General features: G+C 56.2%; 16 protein-coding genes. 13 read left to right on the plus strand and 3 right to left on the minus strand.

All coding sequences use genetic code 11. From position 1 onward, the window contains the following. Nucleotides 1-109: 109 nt before the first annotated feature. From EJ361_RS08990 to EJ361_RS09035, 10 genes are all read left to right on the plus strand, one after another. Nucleotides 110-823 (plus strand): head GIN domain-containing protein, encoded by a 714-nt coding sequence (locus EJ361_RS08990; protein ID WP_126245155.1) that lies wholly within the window; start codon nt 110-112, stop codon nt 821-823. A 57-nt stretch (nt 824-880) separates the two neighbouring features. After that, nucleotides 881-1,807, plus strand: coding sequence for a dialkylrecorsinol condensing enzyme (locus EJ361_RS08995; RefSeq protein WP_126245156.1), 927 nt, complete (start codon nt 881-883; stop codon nt 1,805-1,807). A 107-nt stretch (nt 1,808-1,914) separates the two neighbouring features. After that, the gene (locus EJ361_RS09000) at nt 1,915-3,051 is read left to right on the plus strand and encodes a beta-ketoacyl-ACP synthase III (protein WP_126245157.1); all 1,137 of its coding nucleotides are present in this window, start codon (nt 1,915-1,917) and stop codon (nt 3,049-3,051) included. A gap of 121 nt (nt 3,052-3,172) precedes the next feature. Next, nucleotides 3,173-3,595: a hypothetical protein gene (locus EJ361_RS09005; RefSeq protein ID WP_126245158.1), complete on the plus strand. Its 423-nt coding sequence runs from the start codon at nt 3,173-3,175 to the stop codon at nt 3,593-3,595. Nucleotides 3,596-3,604: 9 nt separating this feature from the next. Next, nucleotides 3,605-4,603 (plus strand): BtrH N-terminal domain-containing protein, encoded by a 999-nt coding sequence (locus EJ361_RS09010; RefSeq protein ID WP_126245159.1) that lies wholly within the window; start codon nt 3,605-3,607, stop codon nt 4,601-4,603. An 11-nt stretch (nt 4,604-4,614) separates the two neighbouring features. After that, nucleotides 4,615-5,361 (plus strand): ABC transporter ATP-binding protein, encoded by a 747-nt coding sequence (locus tag EJ361_RS09015; protein ID WP_240646587.1) that lies wholly within the window; start codon nt 4,615-4,617, stop codon nt 5,359-5,361. A 12-nt stretch (nt 5,362-5,373) separates the two neighbouring features. Beyond that, the gene (locus EJ361_RS09020; RefSeq protein ID WP_126245160.1) at nt 5,374-6,666 is read left to right on the plus strand and encodes an ABC transporter permease; all 1,293 of its coding nucleotides are present in this window, start codon (nt 5,374-5,376) and stop codon (nt 6,664-6,666) included. A gap of 48 nt (nt 6,667-6,714) precedes the next feature. Next, nucleotides 6,715-7,002: a phosphopantetheine-binding protein gene (locus tag EJ361_RS09025; RefSeq protein WP_262707067.1), complete on the plus strand. Its 288-nt coding sequence runs from the start codon at nt 6,715-6,717 to the stop codon at nt 7,000-7,002. A 15-nt stretch (nt 7,003-7,017) separates the two neighbouring features. Beyond that, nucleotides 7,018-8,232 carry a beta-ketoacyl-[acyl-carrier-protein] synthase family protein gene (locus EJ361_RS09030; protein ID WP_126245162.1) on the plus strand — a complete coding sequence of 405 codons (1,215 nt, stop codon included), beginning with the start codon at nt 7,018-7,020 and terminating at the stop codon, nt 8,230-8,232. After that, on the plus strand, nt 8,222-9,238 hold the full coding sequence (locus EJ361_RS09035) for a beta-ketoacyl synthase chain length factor (protein WP_126245163.1): 1,017 nt from the start codon (nt 8,222-8,224) through the stop codon (nt 9,236-9,238). Before EJ361_RS09030 ends, EJ361_RS09035 begins: the two co-directional genes overlap by 11 nt. Before the next feature lie 12 nt (nt 9,239-9,250). Here EJ361_RS09035 and EJ361_RS09040 read toward each other — a convergent pair whose 3' ends face one another. Beyond that, nucleotides 9,251-11,008 carry a M14 family metallopeptidase gene (locus EJ361_RS09040; protein ID WP_240646589.1) on the minus strand — a complete coding sequence of 586 codons (1,758 nt, stop codon included), beginning with the start codon at nt 11,006-11,008 and terminating at the stop codon, nt 9,251-9,253. A 165-nt stretch (nt 11,009-11,173) separates the two neighbouring features. Beyond that, entirely contained in the window at nt 11,174-11,428 is a 255-nt protein-coding gene (gene rpsT, locus EJ361_RS09045) for a 30S ribosomal protein S20 (protein WP_126245164.1), read from the minus strand. A gap of 274 nt (nt 11,429-11,702) precedes the next feature. On the opposite strand from rpsT, the gene EJ361_RS09050 reads away from it, so the two are divergent. From EJ361_RS09050 to EJ361_RS09060, 3 genes are all read left to right on the plus strand, one after another. Continuing rightward, nucleotides 11,703-14,450 (plus strand): 2-oxoglutarate dehydrogenase E1 component, encoded by a 2,748-nt coding sequence (locus tag EJ361_RS09050; RefSeq protein ID WP_126245165.1) that lies wholly within the window; start codon nt 11,703-11,705, stop codon nt 14,448-14,450. 95 nt (nt 14,451-14,545) lie between these two features. Continuing rightward, complete coding sequence (gene odhB, locus EJ361_RS09055) at nt 14,546-16,117, plus strand: 2-oxoglutarate dehydrogenase complex dihydrolipoyllysine-residue succinyltransferase (protein ID WP_126245166.1); 1,572 nt, start codon at nt 14,546-14,548, stop codon at nt 16,115-16,117. 267 nt (nt 16,118-16,384) lie between these two features. Next, nucleotides 16,385-17,548, plus strand: a complete 1,164-nt coding sequence (locus EJ361_RS09060) for an RsmB/NOP family class I SAM-dependent RNA methyltransferase (protein WP_164714141.1) — start codon at nt 16,385-16,387, stop codon at nt 17,546-17,548. A 55-nt stretch (nt 17,549-17,603) separates the two neighbouring features. Here EJ361_RS09060 and mnmA read toward each other — a convergent pair whose 3' ends face one another. Beyond that, nucleotides 17,604-18,695 carry a tRNA 2-thiouridine(34) synthase MnmA gene (mnmA, locus tag EJ361_RS09065; protein ID WP_126245168.1) on the minus strand — a complete coding sequence of 364 codons (1,092 nt, stop codon included), beginning with the start codon at nt 18,693-18,695 and terminating at the stop codon, nt 17,604-17,606. Nucleotides 18,696-18,725 lie beyond the last annotated feature (30 nt).

Consider the following 18,725-nt stretch of genomic DNA (forward strand, 5'->3'; position numbering starts at 1 on the left):
GACTTCGGATTTTGCTTTCCCGCAGATTCGCCCGAAATTGCCATCGTCCCGTATCTGGATATTTTATCGTATTTTTCGCCCAATACCCTGATTCTAAATCAACTGCTGTATGAAAACGCAATTCACCCTGATGGCGCTCCTCCTCGTTGCCCTGCCGTTCCTTTCGGCCTGCGACCAGGTCAGCGGCAGCGGCCGCGTAGCCACTGAAACCCGCAACGTCAAGCCCTTTTCCCGCCTCGAAGTACAAGGAAGTATGGACGTTTACGTCACCAAAGGGTCTGGCGGTTCCGCCACGCTCGAAGCAGAAGACAATATTCTCCCGCTTATCGAATTAATAGAAGACGGTGACAAACTCCGGATCAAATTCAGGAATAATGTAAATATCCGTACACATAAAGATGTGAAAGTTGAACTTGCCACCGACCAGCTGACCGACGTGGAACTGGCCGGTTCGGGGGATATTAAGATCGGCAGCCATTTCACGGCCGACCGCCCCGTTCGCCTGAGCATCGCCGGCAGCGGCGATATGGAAGCGGCTTTCAGCGCACCCGAGATCAGGCTGAGCATCGCCGGCGCGGGAGACATCGACCTGAAGGGCGAAACCCGCGACATGAGCGTAGACATCGCCGGCAGCGGCAACTGTAATGCGTTCGACCTCATGGCTGAAACGGCCGAAGTGAAAATCGCCGGCAGCGGAAATATCAAACTGCACGCCAGCCGGACCCTCAAGGCTTCCATCCTGGGCTCGGGCGATATATATTATAAAGGAGAGCCTTCCATTAACGTGGACAAAATGGGCTCCGGGGGCGTCCACAAGCAATAACAAATTGAAAAACTTTTGTATGTTTGCTGTTTTTTTAGGAACATACGACCGCCGTATATGAGTCAACTTCCGAAGATATTAGTGGTGTATTACACCCAAACGGGCCAGCTGAAGAGAATCATTGATCATGTGTTAGCGCCATTGCAAGGCAAGGCCGAGATACAGTTCGAGGAGATCGTGCCGGTGAAGGATTTCCCATTCCCCTGGCCCAAACAGCGTTTTTTCGATACCATGCCGGAAACCGTGTTGGGCAAACCCCAGCCCATCCAACCCCTGAAAATTAACCCGGACGAGCATTTCGACCTGGTGTTGCTGGCGTACCAGCCCTGGTTCCTTTCTCCCTCGCAGCCCATCGCCGCTTTCCTGCAAAGCGAAGAAGGGAAGCGCCTCCTGAAAGGGAAACCCGTGGTGACCCTGCTCGGCTGCCGCAACATGTGGATCAATGCACAGGAGAAGGTGAAACGCTACCTGCACGCCGCCGGCGCCCAACTGGCCGGGAACATCGCGCTGGTAGACAAGCACCCGAACCTCGTGTCCCTCATCACCATCCTCCGCTGGGCCACCAAAGGCAAGAAAGACGCGTTCTTCGTTTTCCCGCCCGCAGGCGTCCAGGAAAAGGAGATCGTGGAATCTTCCCGCTTTGCCGCGCCCATCGGCAACGCGCTGGCCAAAAAGGAATTCGGCGACCTGCACCAAAACCTTCTGGCGCTGAACAGCGTGGAAGTAGACCCGGGGCTCATCGTCCTCGAAATGCGCGGCGTAAAGCCGTTCCGGTTCTGGGCCAATTACATCAGCAAAGCCGGTGAACCGGGGAGCCCCGCCCGCCAGGGCCGTGTTACCATGTACCGCGTCATCCTCCTCGCCGCCATTCCCATCCTCACCCCTTTCACCACCGTCGCCAGTTGGCTGCAACTCACGATCGGCAGGAAGAAACTTAATGAGGACGTTACGTATTACAAAGGAATACAACTCCGCGAAAACTGAATTAATTCTATATTTACGGCCGCTTAATCAATTTAACAACCCTGAAATGATTCCGGCGCCCCGGTGCCGACTATTCAGAACGAGTAAAAAACGGACAATTCACTGCGATGAAAGAAGTATATATTACGAGGCTCTCCAAATTTTTGCCGAACGAGCCGGTAGCGAATGAAGAAATGGAAAGCATCCTCGGTATGGTGGATGGAAAACCTTCCCGGGCGAGGAACATCATCCTGGGAAACAACAAGATCAAAACGCGTTATTATGCGCAGAACAAGAACGGGCAAAGCACGCACACCAACGCGGAAATGACCGCAAACGCAGTGGCCAGCCTGTTCGACGATAAATTCCCCATCACCCAAATGCAACTTCTGGCCTGTGGCACTACCAGCCCCGACCAGCTGCTGCCCAACCACGCAGCCATGGTGCACGGCATCCTCAAATGCCAGCCCGTGGAACTGATCGCCGCCACCGGCGCCTGCGCGGCCGGTATGCAGGCTTTCAAATACGCCTGGATGTCTGTTAAGTGCGGCAACACCGCCAACGCCGTGAGCACCGGTTCCGAAAAATTCTCCGCCTGGCTGCTGTCCCGCAACTTCGAACCGGAAACGGATAACCTGAAAACACTCACCGAAAATCCCATCATCGCTTTCGAAAAAGATTTTCTCCGCTGGATGCTGTCTGACGGCGCCAGCGCCGCCCTGTTCCAGGACAAGCCCAACGATGAAGGGCTCAGCCTGCGGGTAGACTGGGTGGAAATTGCCTCGTACGCGCATGAGCTCGAAACCTGCATGTACGCCGGCGCCGTGAAGAACGAAGACGGCTCCACCAAAGGCTGGACCGACATGACGCCCGAAGAATGGGCCGCCAACAGCGTCTTCTCCTTCAAGCAGGACACCCGCCTGCTCGGCAAGAACATCGTGCCTTCCGGAGCACAGATGTGGAAAGACCTCGTCGAAAAATATAACATCGATATCGATAAGCTCACCTGGTTCCTGCCGCACCTCTCTTCCGAATTCTTCCGTTTCAAGATCGATGAAGAGATCGCGCGGCTGGGCGTGCATATCCCGCAGGAAAAATGGTTTACCAACCTGACCCGCGTCGGCAACGTGGGCACGGCTTCCCCGTATTTCATGCTGGAAGAACTGCTGAACCAGGGCATGCTGAAGAAAGGCGATACGATCGTGATGATGGTGCCCGAAAGCGCACGCTTCTCGTATGCTTACGCCGGCATCACCGTTGTCTAAGCCTTTTTACCGGCCGAAAATAAACGAACTACCATGCAGCAGCCGCCGGAAAATCCGGTGCCTGCTGCATTTCAAATAATATCAGGGAGCTGATCCCTCATCAACGAAAAAACTGCACAACATGAAAAAAGATGAAGTTCCGCAGGACGGCGACAACCTGCATCACGGTACGTTCAAGCAACTTTTCTACGCAGTGGACCAGCAGGGCGATTACACTACGGCCACCAGCATCGGCTGGGAACCGGAAAACGTGGCGCTCAGCCAGGCCTGGGATGAAGTGGAACAGCGTGTGGCCGATACGAAATCCAAAGTGGAAGCGGGAGCACTAAGCCCTGTCGCCTATTACATGGAACGTACCTTGCTCGACCTTCCGCTACTGGCCCTCAAAGCCGGCAAATTCCAGTGGCAGGTAAAACGGCATATGAAACCCCAGGTATTCAAAGGCCTGTCAGACAAGATGATCGACCGCTATGCGGAAATTTTCGGCATCCCCGCCCAGGCCCTCCGCAGCGGCGAACTGCTTCCATTCAAGCGCCCAGCATAACGAACAGACATGACACAATTCAGCCACACGCAAACCGCCCACTGTGAAAGCGGCGTAATATCCAACCTCTTCGGCCATCATGGTCTCCAGATCAGCGAGCCCATGGCCTTCGGGATCGGGGCCGGCATCTTTTTCGGCCACCTGCCTTTCGTGAAAGTGAACGGCGTGCCCGGCACCACCTACCGCATCTGGCCCGGCGCCATCTTTTCCCGCGCTTGCAAAAGGCTCGGCGTTACGATGGAATCGCGCAAGTTCAGCAGTGTGGACAGCGCCATGAAAACCCTCGACGAACTGGTCGGGGACGGCGTGCCGGTCGGATTGCAATCCAGCGTGTACTATCTTCCATATTTCCCGGAATCGTACCGCTTCCATTTCAACGCGCATAACCTCGTGGTATACGGTAAGGACGGAGACGATTACCTCGTTTCCGATCCCATCATGGACACCGTAACCCGCATCGATACCGAAAATCTCGTCCGCGCCCGCTTCGCCAAAGGGTTCCCCGCGCCGAAAGGCAAAATGTATTACCCCGTGAGCGTGCCGAAGGAAGTGGATTTCCGCGGCCCGGTGAAAGCCGGCATCGACCAGGCCTGCCATTACATGCTCAAGATCCCCGTTCCCATGTTCGGCGTGAAAGGCATCCGGTTCCTCGCTAAAAGGATGAAAGATTATCCCGCCAAAGCGGGAGACCGCAAAGCCGCGCTTTACCTCGGTAACGTGATCCGCATGCAGGAAGAGATCGGGACCGGCGGCGCCGGGTTCCGGTTCATGTACGCCGCCTTCCTCCAGGAAGCCGGTTCGCTGCTGGACAAGCCCGGGCTGATAGACGCAGGCCGCGAACTGACGCAGGTGGGCGACGCCTGGCGTAACTTTGCCGCCCATGCAGGGCGCGTCTGCAAAGCGCGTTCGGCCGACAACGTTTCCTACGGCGAACTGGGCAAAATGCTCCTGCAGATCGCCGATATGGAAGAAAAAGTATTCCGCCGCCTGTCTACCGTTAAACTCTGAGGAAAAGCGACATGAACAGCATTGCCGTGAAAGACCTGGAGAAAACGTACGCCGGAGCACTGACACCCAGTCTCCGCGGACTTTCGTGCACCTTCGCCGAAGGAACGATCGCCGGGCTCCTCGGGCCTAACGGCGCCGGGAAAACCACGACGATCTCCATCCTCTGCGGACTGGTGGAAGCTACCGGCGGCAGCGCGGAAATCTTCGGCATGCCGCAGGTGCCTGCCAATCGCGAAGCCATCAAAAGGGCTATCGGCGTGGTGCCCCAGCGCATCGCCCTCTTTCCGCAACTGACGGCTTTCGAGAACCTCCGGTATTTCGGGAACCTCTACGGATTCAGCGGCAAACCCCTCCGCGAAAAAATCATGCAGCACCTCGAAGCTTTCGGGCTGGAAAAGGCCGCACATAAAGAAACCGGGAAATTTTCGGGCGGGATGAAAAGGCGCGCCAATATCATCGCGTCCATCCTTCACGAGCCCAGGCTCCTCGTGCTCGACGAGCCTACCGCCGGCGTGGATGTTCAATCGCGCAGCATGATCCTGCAATTCCTGCGGGATTACAACGCGAAAGGCAACAGCGTCATCTACACCTCGCACCTGCTCGACGAAGCCGAGCAGATCTGCAATGAGGTGGCGATCATCGACGAAGGTACGCTGGTGGTGCAGGGCACGCCGAAAGAACTCGTTGGCCGTCACGGTCATTGCCGCAACCTGGAAGACGTGTTCCTCCATTATACCGGCCATGCCGTGCGGGATTAAACAAAAGCAAACATGTTAAGGATCATCGCCACGATACGGAAAGAATGGTTATTGCTGCGGCGCGACAAAGCCGGGCTGGCGCTGCTGTTTGCCATGCCGCTGGTGCTGATCACCGTAATGGCCCTCATCCAGGACGCGCCTTTCCGCGATTACCAGGAAGTGAAGTTCGATATTCTCGCGGTGGATAACGACCATGGCCGGCTCGGACGGTACATCCGCGAAGGGCTGCAGGAAAGCGGGCAATTCAATGTCGTCGATTCCATCAACGGCCAGCCGTTGTCGGAGGCAGCGGCGAAAAGCATGGTGGCCAAAGGTAAATACAAGATCAGCATTACCGTTCCCAAAGGCGCTACGGCGGAAATCGTCAGTAATGCCAACAAGATCGTAAACGATATTTCGAAGCGGATGGGCCTGCCGTCGCAATTGCCGGTGAAAGCCCTTTCCAACGACTCCCTCGCCGTACAGCTGTATTTCGACCCCGCGGCCAAGAAAGCCTTTAAAAGCGCCATCCACCAGGCGTTGGACAATTTTCTCACCCAGGTGGAAACCGATCTGTTGCTGGAGCGCATCCAGCTGCAACTCCGCAGCCGCGACAGCCTCAGCCAGGACACTTTCCCCGCCATCCGCCTCAAAGCCGTGGCGCTCCGGGAAACGAGCCTGGGAGAGGGGAAGCAGATCGACGTCATCTCCAACTCCGTACAACATAATGTGCCCGCCTGGAGCATTTTCGCCATGTTCTTCATCGTGATCCCCATCGCCGGGAATATGATCCGCGAGCGGGAAGACGGGAGCCTGGTGCGGATGAAGCTCATTCCCGGGAATTACCTGTCTGTGCTCACGGGGAAACTGCTGTTTTTCGTCGGCATATGCATTGTACAGTTCTATTTGATGATCATGGTGGGATTGTATTTGCTCCCGATGCTGGGCCTTCCGGAACTGCAGCTGGGGGTAAACCATGTGGCGGGGTTCCTCGTGGCGGCGAGCATCGGCGTAACGGCCACGGCGTACGGCATCCTCATCGGGACGATCTTCAAAACACCCAACCAGGCGTTGAATTTCGGGGCGGTGAGCATCGTGATCCTCAGTGCCATCGGCGGCATCTGGATACCGCTGGAGATCATGCCGGAATCGATGCAGATGATAGGACGGTTATCGCCCCTGAGCTGGGGGCTGGACGCCATTAACGATATTTACCTGCGCAACGGCCATATCCCGTACGTGCTGCCCGATATCGCCAAGCTGCTCATATGCGGCGGGGCCATGCTGGTAGCAGCGGCCGTAGTGGAGCAGCGCAGGATCGGATAAAGAACATTTTCTTAACAACGGTAAAACAACTAATTTTACCCCCCTGGAATACGCCGTGGGCGTAAAACCTACAACAACATGGAAGCATTAAAACTGAAACTCAAACAGCAGATCATCGAAGCCCTGAACCTGCAGGATACCAAACCGGAAGACATTGACGACAATGCCCCCCTGTTTGGCGAAGGCCTCGGGCTCGACAGCATTGATTCGCTGGAACTGATGGTGTTGCTGGAAAGAAACTATAAGATCAAAGTGGAAGACCCTCGCGAAGGCCGTAAAATCCTTCAGAGCGTTCAATCCATGGCAGAATTCATTATGAGCAAACAGGCGGCCTGATCCCGCATGGACCGTATGGCAGAACGTGTGTTGATAACAGGTATGGGTATGATCTCCGCCATCGGGAATAACGTGGAGGAGAATTTCCGCAGCCTCCGGGCGCAACGGAGCGGCATCGGCTATTCACGGTTCGTGGATACCATTCACCGGAACGTGCTCCCGGTCGGAGAAGTGAAATGTTCGTCGGAAGAACTGGCGAAATTGGCCGGGCTCCCGGATACCACCGGCTTCACCCGCACCACGCTCCTGGGGCTCGTGGCCATGCAGGAAGCCCTGCGCTCCGCCGGTATCAATGATGCCGCCGAAACCCCGACCGCCTTCATCAATGCATCTACTGTTGGCGGCATGTGCGACACCGAGAAAATCTATTTCGATATCCTCGACCCCCAAAAGGAAGGTACCTTCCTCCAGCTCATCGATACCCTCGATTGTGCGGATTGTACCCAGCGCATCGCCGACGAAACCGGCCTTACGGCTTATGTCACCACCATCAGTACTGCCTGCTCCTCGTCGGCCAACGCGCTCATGTACGGCGCGCGGCTCATTCGCGCAGGGCTCGTAGACAGGGCGGTGTGCGGCGGCACCGAAGCGCTCACACGGTTTACCATCAATGGTTTCAATTCCCTCAAGAACATCGATAAAAGGCATTGCATGCCGTTCGACAATGATCGTAACGGCCTCAACCTGGGCGAAGGCGCGGCGTATCTCGTGCTGGAATCGGAAAGTTTCGCGCAGCGCCGCAAAGCGAGGCCCATGGCTGAACTGAGTGGATGGTGCAATACCAATGAAGCCTTCCATCCCACGTCTCCCTCCCCCGAGGGCGACGGAGCTTTCGAAGCCATGCGGAAGGCCCTGGAAATGGGCGGGCTTTCGCCGGCAGACGTGCAGTACGTGAATGTGCATGGCACGGCTACGCTGAATAACGACGTGTCGGAAGGCCGGGCGCTGGAAAGGCTCTTCGGGAACGAGGTGCCGGCGTTCAGCTCCACCAAGCCCTTTACCGGCCATACCCTCGCGGCGGCCGGGGCCATCGAGGCGATCTATTCCGTGCTGGCGATCAACCGGCAGATGATCTGGCCGAACCTCAACTTTACGACGCGCATGGAAGAGCTGCGCATCTCGCCGGAAACGCGCCTGCTGGAAGAATCGCCCGTGAAGAACGTAGTGTCCAACTCTTTCGGGTTCGGCGGCAACAATGCATCACTCGTGATCAGTAAATATGGAAATTAAGTGCTACATACAGGCCAGTGCAGCGATTTCCCCGCAACAGAGCTTTTCGGGGGAGTATGCACCGCAGTTCCTCCCGCTCGAAGAGCGGAACCTCCTGCGCGCGCAGGAGCCGGGGTACGCGGGGTTCATTCCGCCCAACAGCCTGCGCCGTATGAGCCGGTTGCTTAAAATGGGGCTCACGGCGGCATTGCAATGTCTGCGGAACGCCAACGCCACCGTGCCCGGCGCCATTATTACAGGTACGGGTCGCGGCAGCCTGCAGGACACGGAAAAGTTTCTACACGATATCCGCACTTATGAAGAAACGGCGCTCAATCCCACGCCGTTCATTCAATCCACCTATAACTCCGTCAACGGCCTCATCGCCCTGCAACAGCAGTGCACGGATTATAACAATACGTTTGTGCATAGGGGTTTCTCTTTCGAGCACGCGCTGCTCGACAGCCTGCTGCAGATCCAGGAGGGAAATGCGGAAAGTGTGCTGGTAGGTGGTTTCGACGAAATGACGGTGGAGCATTTCTTCATTAAAAGCCGCATCGGCTACTGGAAATCCGCACTCACCCAGCCGGCGGATATGCTGGCGTCCGGTACGCCGGGAACCATTGCCGGAGAAGGCGCCGTGTTTTTCCTCGTCGGCACGCAACCCGCGCCGGTCGAAGTAAGGGGCATACAGATGCTTTACAGGCCTGCGCCTGATCAGGTGGCGTCCCAGCTCGCGCAATTCCTGCAAAAGCAGGGCGTGAAAGCGGAAGATGTGGATTTACTCGTCATCGGCCGCAATGGCGACACGCGTTTCGATCATTTTTATGCAGTGGTGGAAAAAGCCCTTCCATCTACAGCCACCAACATTCCCTTCAAGCAATATTGCGGCGAATACGATACCGCAGGCGCTTTCGGCATGTGGACCGCCCAGCAGGAGCTGCTTTCGGGCCGTCACAAGACCGCGCTGGTCTACAATCATTTTTACGGAGAACAGCACACGTTCATCCTGTTGCAGAAACATTGACCCTTCCAACCATCATTTCACCACCCTGAACACCGGGTACCGCATGAATCCCGGCTCGTTCCACGGCGATTGGCGATACACGAAATTCAGCTGCGCGGAACCGCTTTTTGCGAACGTGGAATCCCCGGCGCGGCGCGCTTCCAATGCCTTCCGCACCTCCGGGTGCGACCGCAAAAATTCTCCCGCCGTGTCTTCAAACACATAAGACGAATATCCTTCCTTCTGGCCCAATATGGCGTCAAAGAAATTCCAGGCCAGGAAAGAATCCGCGCCCCCCGGTTCCAGCGTCTCCACCAAATACCGGTTGGCCGCCTGGTCCATGGGAATATACCAATCCCCCTTCCTGAACGTGATCCGCAGTTTGGACGTTTCCGTCTTCACCCCGAAATGCAAATAATGTTTCTCGTACGGCGAGGTCACCGTCTTGAAATCCTTGATAGTATACGTCTCCACTTCGATCGTGGTGTCTCGCTGCAAGCGGCGCATCTTCACATGGTTCCCTTGCAGCAACTCGATCACGGCCCACCATCCCTGCGGGATCACGTAAGCATCCGGCCGCGTCACGAAATTGCCCGGCTCAAAGTGATTGAAAATGCGGATCTGCTTTTCATAAGGCTTCGATCGGTCGTAAAACAGGCGCGGCAACCCGGACACATCGCTCGGTCTGTAACCCGCCTCGAACCCTTTGAAAGTGTACCACTGCGGTTTACTCGTATCGGGCTCCCAGCTCAGGGGGAATTTTTCCTGCGTTTTGACCGCTGTCTTCGTGGCGTCGCGGAGGGCTTTGATCTTTGCGCTGTTCTCCGATGTGAACCGGATGAAGCACTCCATCAGGGCGTAGGTGGCCTCTACACGCTGCTTGTAAGGCTTCAGCATGTGCGTTTCGGGCACAAACCCGAAAGTGTGGAACAGGGTGGTGTAGCCGCTGGAATAGCGGGGCCCGTCGGCGAAGGCGGTCCACCCGCTGTCGGGCGTTGGCCCGAAATGGTTCACGTAAGGCAGCAGGTCGTACCCTTTATCCTGCATCATTTTGTACAGTGCGGGTTCGAAAGTATCGTGGAGCCAGGCGCCCATGGGCCCGCCGAGTTTTCCGTGTTGGGTAGACAGTAATGTCATAATATGCTGATAGTCAGCTCCATTGCTGACATGGTTATCTACGAACACATCGGGGTCGGTGAGGTGGTAGATTTGGTGGAACGTTCTGGCGTTGCGGGAATCCGCTTTGATGAAATCCCGGTTGAGGTCGAGGTTCTGGGCGTTTCCGCGGGAGCCGAAGGCGGCCGGGCCGTTCTGGTCTACCCGGTAAAATTCCGAACGGTTGAGCGATCCGCCGATGTTATAGAGCGGGATGATGGCAAGGGTCACATTGGCGGGGAGCTTTTTTTTGCCCAGGCAGATGTCGCGCGCGAGCATCATGGTGGCGTCTATGCCATCGGGCTCGCCGGGATGGATGCCGTTGTTGATGAGGATGATGCGCCGGTTTTTGCGGTGCAGGCTGGCATAATCGAAGTCGCGGTCGGGGGAGAGGGTGACCAGGTGCAGGGGGGACCCGGCGTCTGTGGGACCGATTTCGCGGATATGAAGCTGCGGGAAGCGGCGGACGAGCATCTTCCAGTAATCGATGCATTCGGCATAGGTGACGGTTTCCCGGGCACCGGAGCGTTCGTATTTTGTGGTAAGGTCTTGAGCCTGAGTGGTTTGGAGCGGTGTGGCTAAAAGGGCTGCCAGGGCGAGGGTGCGCCATTTGCGGTTTAGACTGTTGAAAATCAATGGTTAATAATTTGATTGTTAGGAAGTTGGTGTAAATATACGGCAATAGGGGGATTCCTTCAGGGGCGGGGTCGATATTTGAATAGGGGAGTGGGTACGGGAAATGAAAAAAGCCCTTCCCGTATTGCAGGGAAGAGCTGATTTATGAGTTTAACAGCCTGATGATTAAGCGAGCGCGTTTACCTTCAGGGTAAGCTTGCTTTTCAGGTTAGCTGCTTTGTTCTTGTGGATAACGTTGCGTTTAGCCAGCTTGTCAATCATTGACAGCACTTCCGGGAGGTTCTCGGTAGCGGCTGCCTTGTCGGTCAGCTTCTTCAGATCCCGCATGGCATTACGGGTAGTTTTCCCGTAGTAACGGTTACGTTCATTACGCGCTCTGCTCTGACGTACGTCTTTTTTCGTTGCTTTATGGTTTGCCATTGTATAAATTTCAAGTTTCGGACGGCAAAGGTATGTTTTATCTTTGGATAAACAAAAATAAAAACCGGGAATTCGGGATTTGGCCGGTATTCCCACTTCCTTTGTGCTGCAAAGATGTTAAAAAAAAGTGAAATCCGGGCCACCTTTTCCGCCCTGTAAATCCGGTAAAAAGCCCGTAAAATCCCAAATCTTTAGCGATATTTGCAATCCCGTAACACTTTTTTGCTGTTATAGGTTAAAGCAGAATTAAAGACCAAGCTTAAATTCGTTGTAAATGAAGGACTTTTCGTTTGTCACCAACTCGCACCCGGCGTACATAGAATCGCTGTACAATGCGTACCGCGAGGATCCGGCCTCGGTAGACCCGGAATGGATCAAATTTTTTGAAGGATTCGACTTTGCGGTAAGCAACGCGAACGGGAAAGCGGGTGCGGCAGCAACCGGTACCACTGCCCTGGGAGTATCGAACGAACAGCTGACGAAGGAACTGGGCGTTTACCGCCTTATCCAGGCCTATCGCAAAAAAGGCCACCTCATCGCCAAAACCAATCCCATCCGCGAAAGGAAAGACAGGCACGCCAATCTTGACCTCGCCCATTTCGGCCTCACCGACGCCGACCTCAAAACGGAATTCTTCGCCGGCCAGATCATTGGCCTCGGTAAAGCTCCCCTCGAAAAAATCGTTCAGCATGTAAAAGAAATCTATGCCGGGAAAGTCGGCATCGAGTTCACCTATATCAACGATCTGAAAAGGATCGAATGGCTGCAGAAGGAAATGGAGACCACGCTCCGCAAACCCCTCGCGGCCGAACAGAAGAAGCGCGTGCTCACCAAACTGAACCAGGGCGTGATGTTCGAGCAGTTCCTGCACACCAAATACATCGGCCAGAAACGCTTCTCCCTCGAAGGCGGTGAAACCACCATCCCCGCGCTCGACGCCATGATCAACACCGCCGCAGAATACGGAGTGAAAGAAGCCGTGATCGGCATGGCCCACCGCGGCCGCCTCAACGTGCTCGCCAACATCCTCGGCAAAACTTACGAACAGATATTTTCCGAATTCGAAGGTACCGCCATCCCCGACACCACCATGGGCTCGGGCGACGTAAAATACCACCTCGGCTTCCGCGCCAGCATCCAGACGCCGGCCGGTAAGGAAGTGAACGTGCAGCTGACGCCCAACCCGTCTCACCTCGAAGTGGTAGACCCCGTGGTTGTCGGCTTCGCCCGCTCCAAAGCCGATGTCATCTATAACAGCGACTACGACCAGATCCTCCCCATCCTCCTCCACGGAGACGCGGCCATCGCAGGGCAGGGCGTGGTATACGAAGTGGCGCAGATGAGCAAGCTCCGCGGGTATTACACCGGCGGCACCATGCACTTCGTCATCAACAACCAGATCGGTTTCACCACCGATTTCGAAGACGCCCGCTCGTCTGACTACTGCACCAGCGTAGCTTCCATCGTGCAGGCGCCCGTTTTCCATGTGAACGGCGACGATGTGGAAGCCACCGTGAGAGTAGCCGAGATCGCCACGCGCTACCGCCAGGAATTCAATTCCGACATTTATATTGATATGGTGTGCTACCGCAAGCACGGGCACAACGAGGGAGACGATCCCAAGTTCACCCAGCCCAAGCTGTACGAAGCCATCGAAAAACATCCCAATCCCCGGGAAATCTATTCCCGCGAGCTCATCGCCAATGGCGACGTAGACGCGGCCATTGCGCAGGAAATGGAAAAAGCTTTCTGGAAAGATCTCCAGGAGCGGCTCGATAATGTAAAGCAACACCCGCTTCCCTATAAGTACCAGGCCCCGGAAGTTTGGTGGCAGGAACTGCGGAAATCCACGCCGGAAGATTTCGTCAAATCCCCCGACACCGCCATTTCCAAAGCCGAGCTCGACAAACTGTTCGCAGACATCATGGCCATCCCCGAAGGTTTCAAAACGCTTCGCAAGGTGGATAAACTGCTCAAGGACAAACAGAAACTGTTCGCTGAACAGGGGCTGCTGGACTGGGCTTCGGGCGAATTGCTGGCTTACGCGAGCATCCTGCAATCCGGTAAGGACGTGCGCCTCAGCGGGCAGGACGTGAAGCGCGGTACTTTTTCGCACCGCCATGCCGTGCTCCGCAGCGAGGAAAACGACGAGGAATACAGCCGCCTGAGCCGTATCGGCGACGGCCAGGGCAAGTTCCGCATCTATAATTCCCTGCTGAGCGAGTTTGCCGTGCTGGGCTTTGAATACGGATATTCCATCGCCACCCCTAATGCGCTGACCATTTGGGAAGCACAGTTCGGCGATTTCATGAACGGTGCGCAAACGCTCATCGACCAGTTCATCACTTCCGCCGAAACCAAATGGCAGAAGCAGAGCGGGCTGGTGATGTTGCTGCCGCATGGTTACGAAGGGCAGGGCCCCGAGCACTCGAGCGCCCGCCTGGAGCGTTTCCTGCAGCAATGCGCCGAATACAATATTTTCATTACCAACTGTACCACATCGGCCAGCTTCTTCCATGCCCTGCGCCGCCAGCTCGCGCTGCCGTTCCGCAAGCCGATGATCAACTTCTCGCCCAAAGCCAACCTGCGCCATGTACGGAGCTACAGCCCCGTTACCGATTTCACGCAGGGCGGGTTCAGGGAAGTGCTGGACGATCCGTTCATCACCGAACCGGCAAGGGTGAAGAAAGTGCTGCTTTGCACCGGCAAAATGTATTTCGACCTGAGCGAAAAGCAGATGAAGGAAGACCGGAAGGATGTGGCGGTAGTTCGCCTGGAGCAGCTGTATCCGCTGCCGGTCGCGCAACTGGAGGCCATCCAGCAGAAGTACAAGGGCGCAACGTGGTTCTGGGTGCAGGAAGAGCCCCTGAACATGGGCGCCGCCGGATTCCTGCAGATGAACCTCAAACAGTTCAACTACGGTGTAATCTCCCGCAACCCCAGCGCCGCCACGGCAACGGGTTACAGCAAGGTCCACGCCCAGGAGCAACAGGAAATCATCGACACAGCATTCAACATTTAAGCATAAAGTAAAAGAAAAGGAAGCCGCGCTAACCGGAATCCCCTTAATTTTACCCATGAATTTTTAACGTTACATTTTACGGGAGGGTTATACACATGATTATCGAAGTTAAAATACCTCAGGTAGGAGAATCGATCAGCGAAGTTACCATCGCTAAATGGCTGAAGAAGAACGGCGAATTCGTGCACCAGGACGACGTGCTCTGCGAGATGGAGTCCGAAAAAGCCACACTGGAACTGACCGCCGAGAAAGCCGGCGTGTTGAAGATCGTGGCCGAAGAAGGTGCCACCATCAACATCGGTGACGTAGCCGCCACTATCGACACAGACGCTACGGAAGGCGTAACACCGCAACCAGCCGCTCCGGCAGCAGCAGCAGCGCCCGCCGCCACCGCCCCGGCCCCGGCTCCCGAAGCCGCCGCCCCGGCCGCGCCCGCGTCCAACAAAGGCACGATCGATATCAAGGTCCCTACCGTTGGGGAGTCCATCAGTGAAGTAACCCTCATCAAATGGATCAAACAAACCGGCGAATATGTGGAAAGGGATGAAGTGCTCTGCGAGCTGGAATCCGAGAAAGCCACCTTCGAGCTGAATGCCGAAGAAGCCGGTATCCTCAAAACCATCGCGAAAGAAGGCGATACGCTGCTCATCGGCGACGTAGCCTGCCAGATCGATACATCCGCCGCACGCCCGGCCGGCAAGGCCCCCGCGCCCCAGGCCGCTCCTGCAGCGCCGAAAGCCGCTCCCGCCGCGCAACAGGCCCCGGTTACCTCCATCCCCAACGATGTGAAAGCCAGCCCCGTTGCCGCCGCCGTGCTCGCCGACAAAAAAGTGGACCCCGCCAGCATCAAAGGGTCCGGCGCCCATGGCAAGATCATGAAAGACGACGTGTTCGCCGCCCTGCAGAACCCCGGCGTGGCCATCGGCCAGGAGCTGTTCTCCCGCGCAGACCGCCGCGAGAAAATGAGCAACCTCCGCAAAACCGTTTCGCGCCGCCTCGTGGAAGCCAAAAACACCACGGCCATGCTCACCACGTTCAACGAGGTAGACATGACCAACATCATGGCCATCCGCTCCAAATACAAGGAAACCTTCAAAACCGCCCATGGCGTGAACCTCGGTTTCATGAGCTTCTTCACCAAAGCCGTTTGCTTCGCCCTGCAGGAATTCCCCGCAGTGAACGCTTACATCGATGGTGACGAGATCATTTACCACGATTATTGCGATGTTTCCATCGCCGTATCCGCGCCCAAAGGGCTCGTGGTACCGGTGATCCGCAACGCCGAAAGCCTCGGCATGGCAGACATCGAGAAGAAAGTGGTAGAACTCGCTACCAAAGCGCGCGACAGCAAACTCACCATGGACGAGATGACCGGCGGTACCTTCACCATCACCAACGGTGGTGTGTTCGGCTCCCTCATGAGCACGCCCATCATCAACATCCCGCAATCCGCCATCCTCGGCATGCACAAAATCCAGGAACGCCCCATGGCCGTTAACGGCCAGGTCGTGATCCGCCCCATGATGTACGTAGCCCTCAGCTACGACCACCGCATCATCGACGGCCGCGAATCCGTAAGCTTCCTCGTTCGTGTGAAAGACATGCTGGAAAATCCCGAGCAGCTCCTGTTCGGAAAGGATCCCGTGAAAGCGCTGCTGAAAGTATAATTACCGTAATTGTATATCGAAAGAAGGGCGACCGCTGTGGTCGCCCTTCTCATTTGGATCATTTCTTCCGGAGGAAATAGACCGCCGGCGGCCTGCCCGTCCATAATTTCAGCGTATCCCCGGGAAATGTATACGTTGCCGGATCTTCGGTGATGCCGAACGATTCCGGCCCGGTGAAACACATTACACGACCGGCCGCATTGTGGGGGCCTTGATAAGGTGGGTTTCGAAATGCGGCTTTCGCGGGATAGGTTTATCTTTGCGCCCATGACGCGATGGGAAAATTACCTCCGGTCGGCCGCAGCCGTGCTGGAAGAATACGATGGCAGCGTGCCGCTGCACCATTTTCTGAAGCAATTCTTCAAATCGAGACCCCAAATGGGCAGCCGCGACCGTAAAACCGTCCAGCAGCTGGTCTACCGCTATTACCGGCTGGGCCGCTGGCAAACAGATATGCCGGTGGAAGACCGCCTCCTGCTGGCCACCTTCCTCTGCGAAAACGCTCCGGACGCCATGCTGGCATCCCTGCGGCCGGAATTCGCCAAACACATTTCGTCATCATTGGCCGAAAAACTGGCCATCGCGCAACTGGACTGGGATCCCGCTGCCGTATTCCCCTTCCAGGCGCATCTGTCGCCTTCCATCGAGGCCGGTGAATTTACACGGTCCTTCCTCCAGCAGCCCCGCCTTTTCATCCGCGCGCGCCCCGGTAAAAGGAAAGCGATCGTCAGGCAACTGGAACAGGCCGGCGTAGTGTACGCGACTGTCGGGACAGACGCCATCGCCCTTCCCAACGGCACCAAAACCGAAGCCATCCTGCCGGAGAAAAGCTGGTACGAGATACAGGACCTCTCTTCCCAGGAAACCGGGCTGCGGTTCCATCCCAAAGCGAAGGAATACTGGTGGGACTGCTGTGCTGCCAGCGGGGGCAAATCCATTCTCCTGCACGATCATCAGCCGGATATCCGCCTGTTGGTGAGCGACGTCCGTTCTTCCATCCTCGATAATCTCCGCAAACGCTTTGCCGAAGCGGGTATACGGGATTATGCGTCGCGTACGCTCGATCTCACCGATCCCCGGCTGGGCGGCCATTTACCGCATACTTCGTTCAACGGCATCATCCTCGACGCGCCGTGTACCGGTTCCGGCACCTGGGGCCGGTCTCCGGAGAATCTGTATTACTTCGAAGCGGCGAAGATCGCGGAGTATGCTGCGCTGCAAAAGAAGATCGCGAAGAACGTGTCGAAGTTCCTGGCGCCTGGGGGAACGCTTGTGTATATTACCTGTTCTGTGTTCCGGGAAGAGAACGAAGACGCGGCCGCTTTCCTGGAGCGGGATTGCGGGCTTCGGATCGTGGAAAGTACGGTGGTGGAAGGGTTCCGGCGGTTCGCGGATTCCATGTTCGTGACCGTAGCGCAACGGGATAAATGATAATAAAAAGACCCCTCCGATCGGAGGGGTCTCATATTGTTCGTAAGTTTTTTCCTTATCTGCGGATGATGCCGCCTCCCAGCACATCGTCTCCTTCATAGAAAACGGCGCTTTGCCCGGGCGCGATGCCTTTTACCTGTTCGTAGAAATGTACTTTGGTGAGGCCTTCGCCGCCCTGATAGAGGTTGGCGAGGGTGCCTTTATCTTTGTAGCGCACCTTCACGACAGCTTCCATGCCTTCGGAAAGCTGGTCGTATTTCACGAGGTTGATGCCGCCCACATTCATTTCCGATCGATTCAGCTCCACTTCGTCGCCCAGCACCACGGTATTGGTTTCGGGGATGATTTCGGTGACGAAGATGGGGCGGCCCAGGGCGATGTCGAGCCCTTTGCGCTGGCCGATGGTGTAGAAGGGATAGCCTTTGTGCTTGCCGACGATGGTGCCGTCTGCCAGCACAAAATTGCCGCCGTCTACCCGTTCTTCGAGCCCTTCCACCTTGCGTTTGAGGAACCCGCGGTAATCGTTGTCGGGCACGAAGCAGATTTCATAGCTTTCCGCTTTTTTGGCCAGTTCAGGGTACCCGAAATCGAAAGCCATCTGGCGGATCTCCGTTTTGCGGTAGCCGCCCAGGGGGAGGAGGGTGCGTTTGATGACGTCTTGCTCCAGGCCCCAGAGCACGTAGCTTTGGTCTTTGGTTTCGTCTACCCCCTTGCTGATGACGCCGCGGCCGTTTTCCTCGCGGATGCGGCCGTAGTGGCCGGTGGCGATGAAAGCGCAGTCCATGGCGTCTGCCCGTTTCATGAGGGCGCGCCATTTGATGTGGGTATTGCAAAGCACGCACGGGTTGGGGGTGCGGCCTGCGAGGTATTCGTCCACGAAATTATTGATGACGAAATCGCCGAATTCGTCGCGTATATCGAGTATGAAGTGCGGGAAGCCATGGTGAACGGCGGCGGCGCGGGCATCGTTGAAAGAATCCAGGTTGCAGCAGCCAGTTTCCTTTTTGGAGGTCCCGGCGGAAGCGTAATCCCAGGTTTTCATGGTGATGCCCACTACTTCGTATCCCTGCTCATGGAGCATAAGGGCGGTCACGGTACTGTCGATCCCACCGCTCATGGCTACCAGCACTTTTCCATGCTTGCTCATTTTCCTAACGGTTTAGCGTGCAAAATTACT

The organism is Chitinophaga rhizosphaerae (assembly GCF_003958645.1).
In the GTDB taxonomy this organism is placed as follows: domain Bacteria; phylum Bacteroidota; class Bacteroidia; order Chitinophagales; family Chitinophagaceae; genus Chitinophaga; species Chitinophaga rhizosphaerae.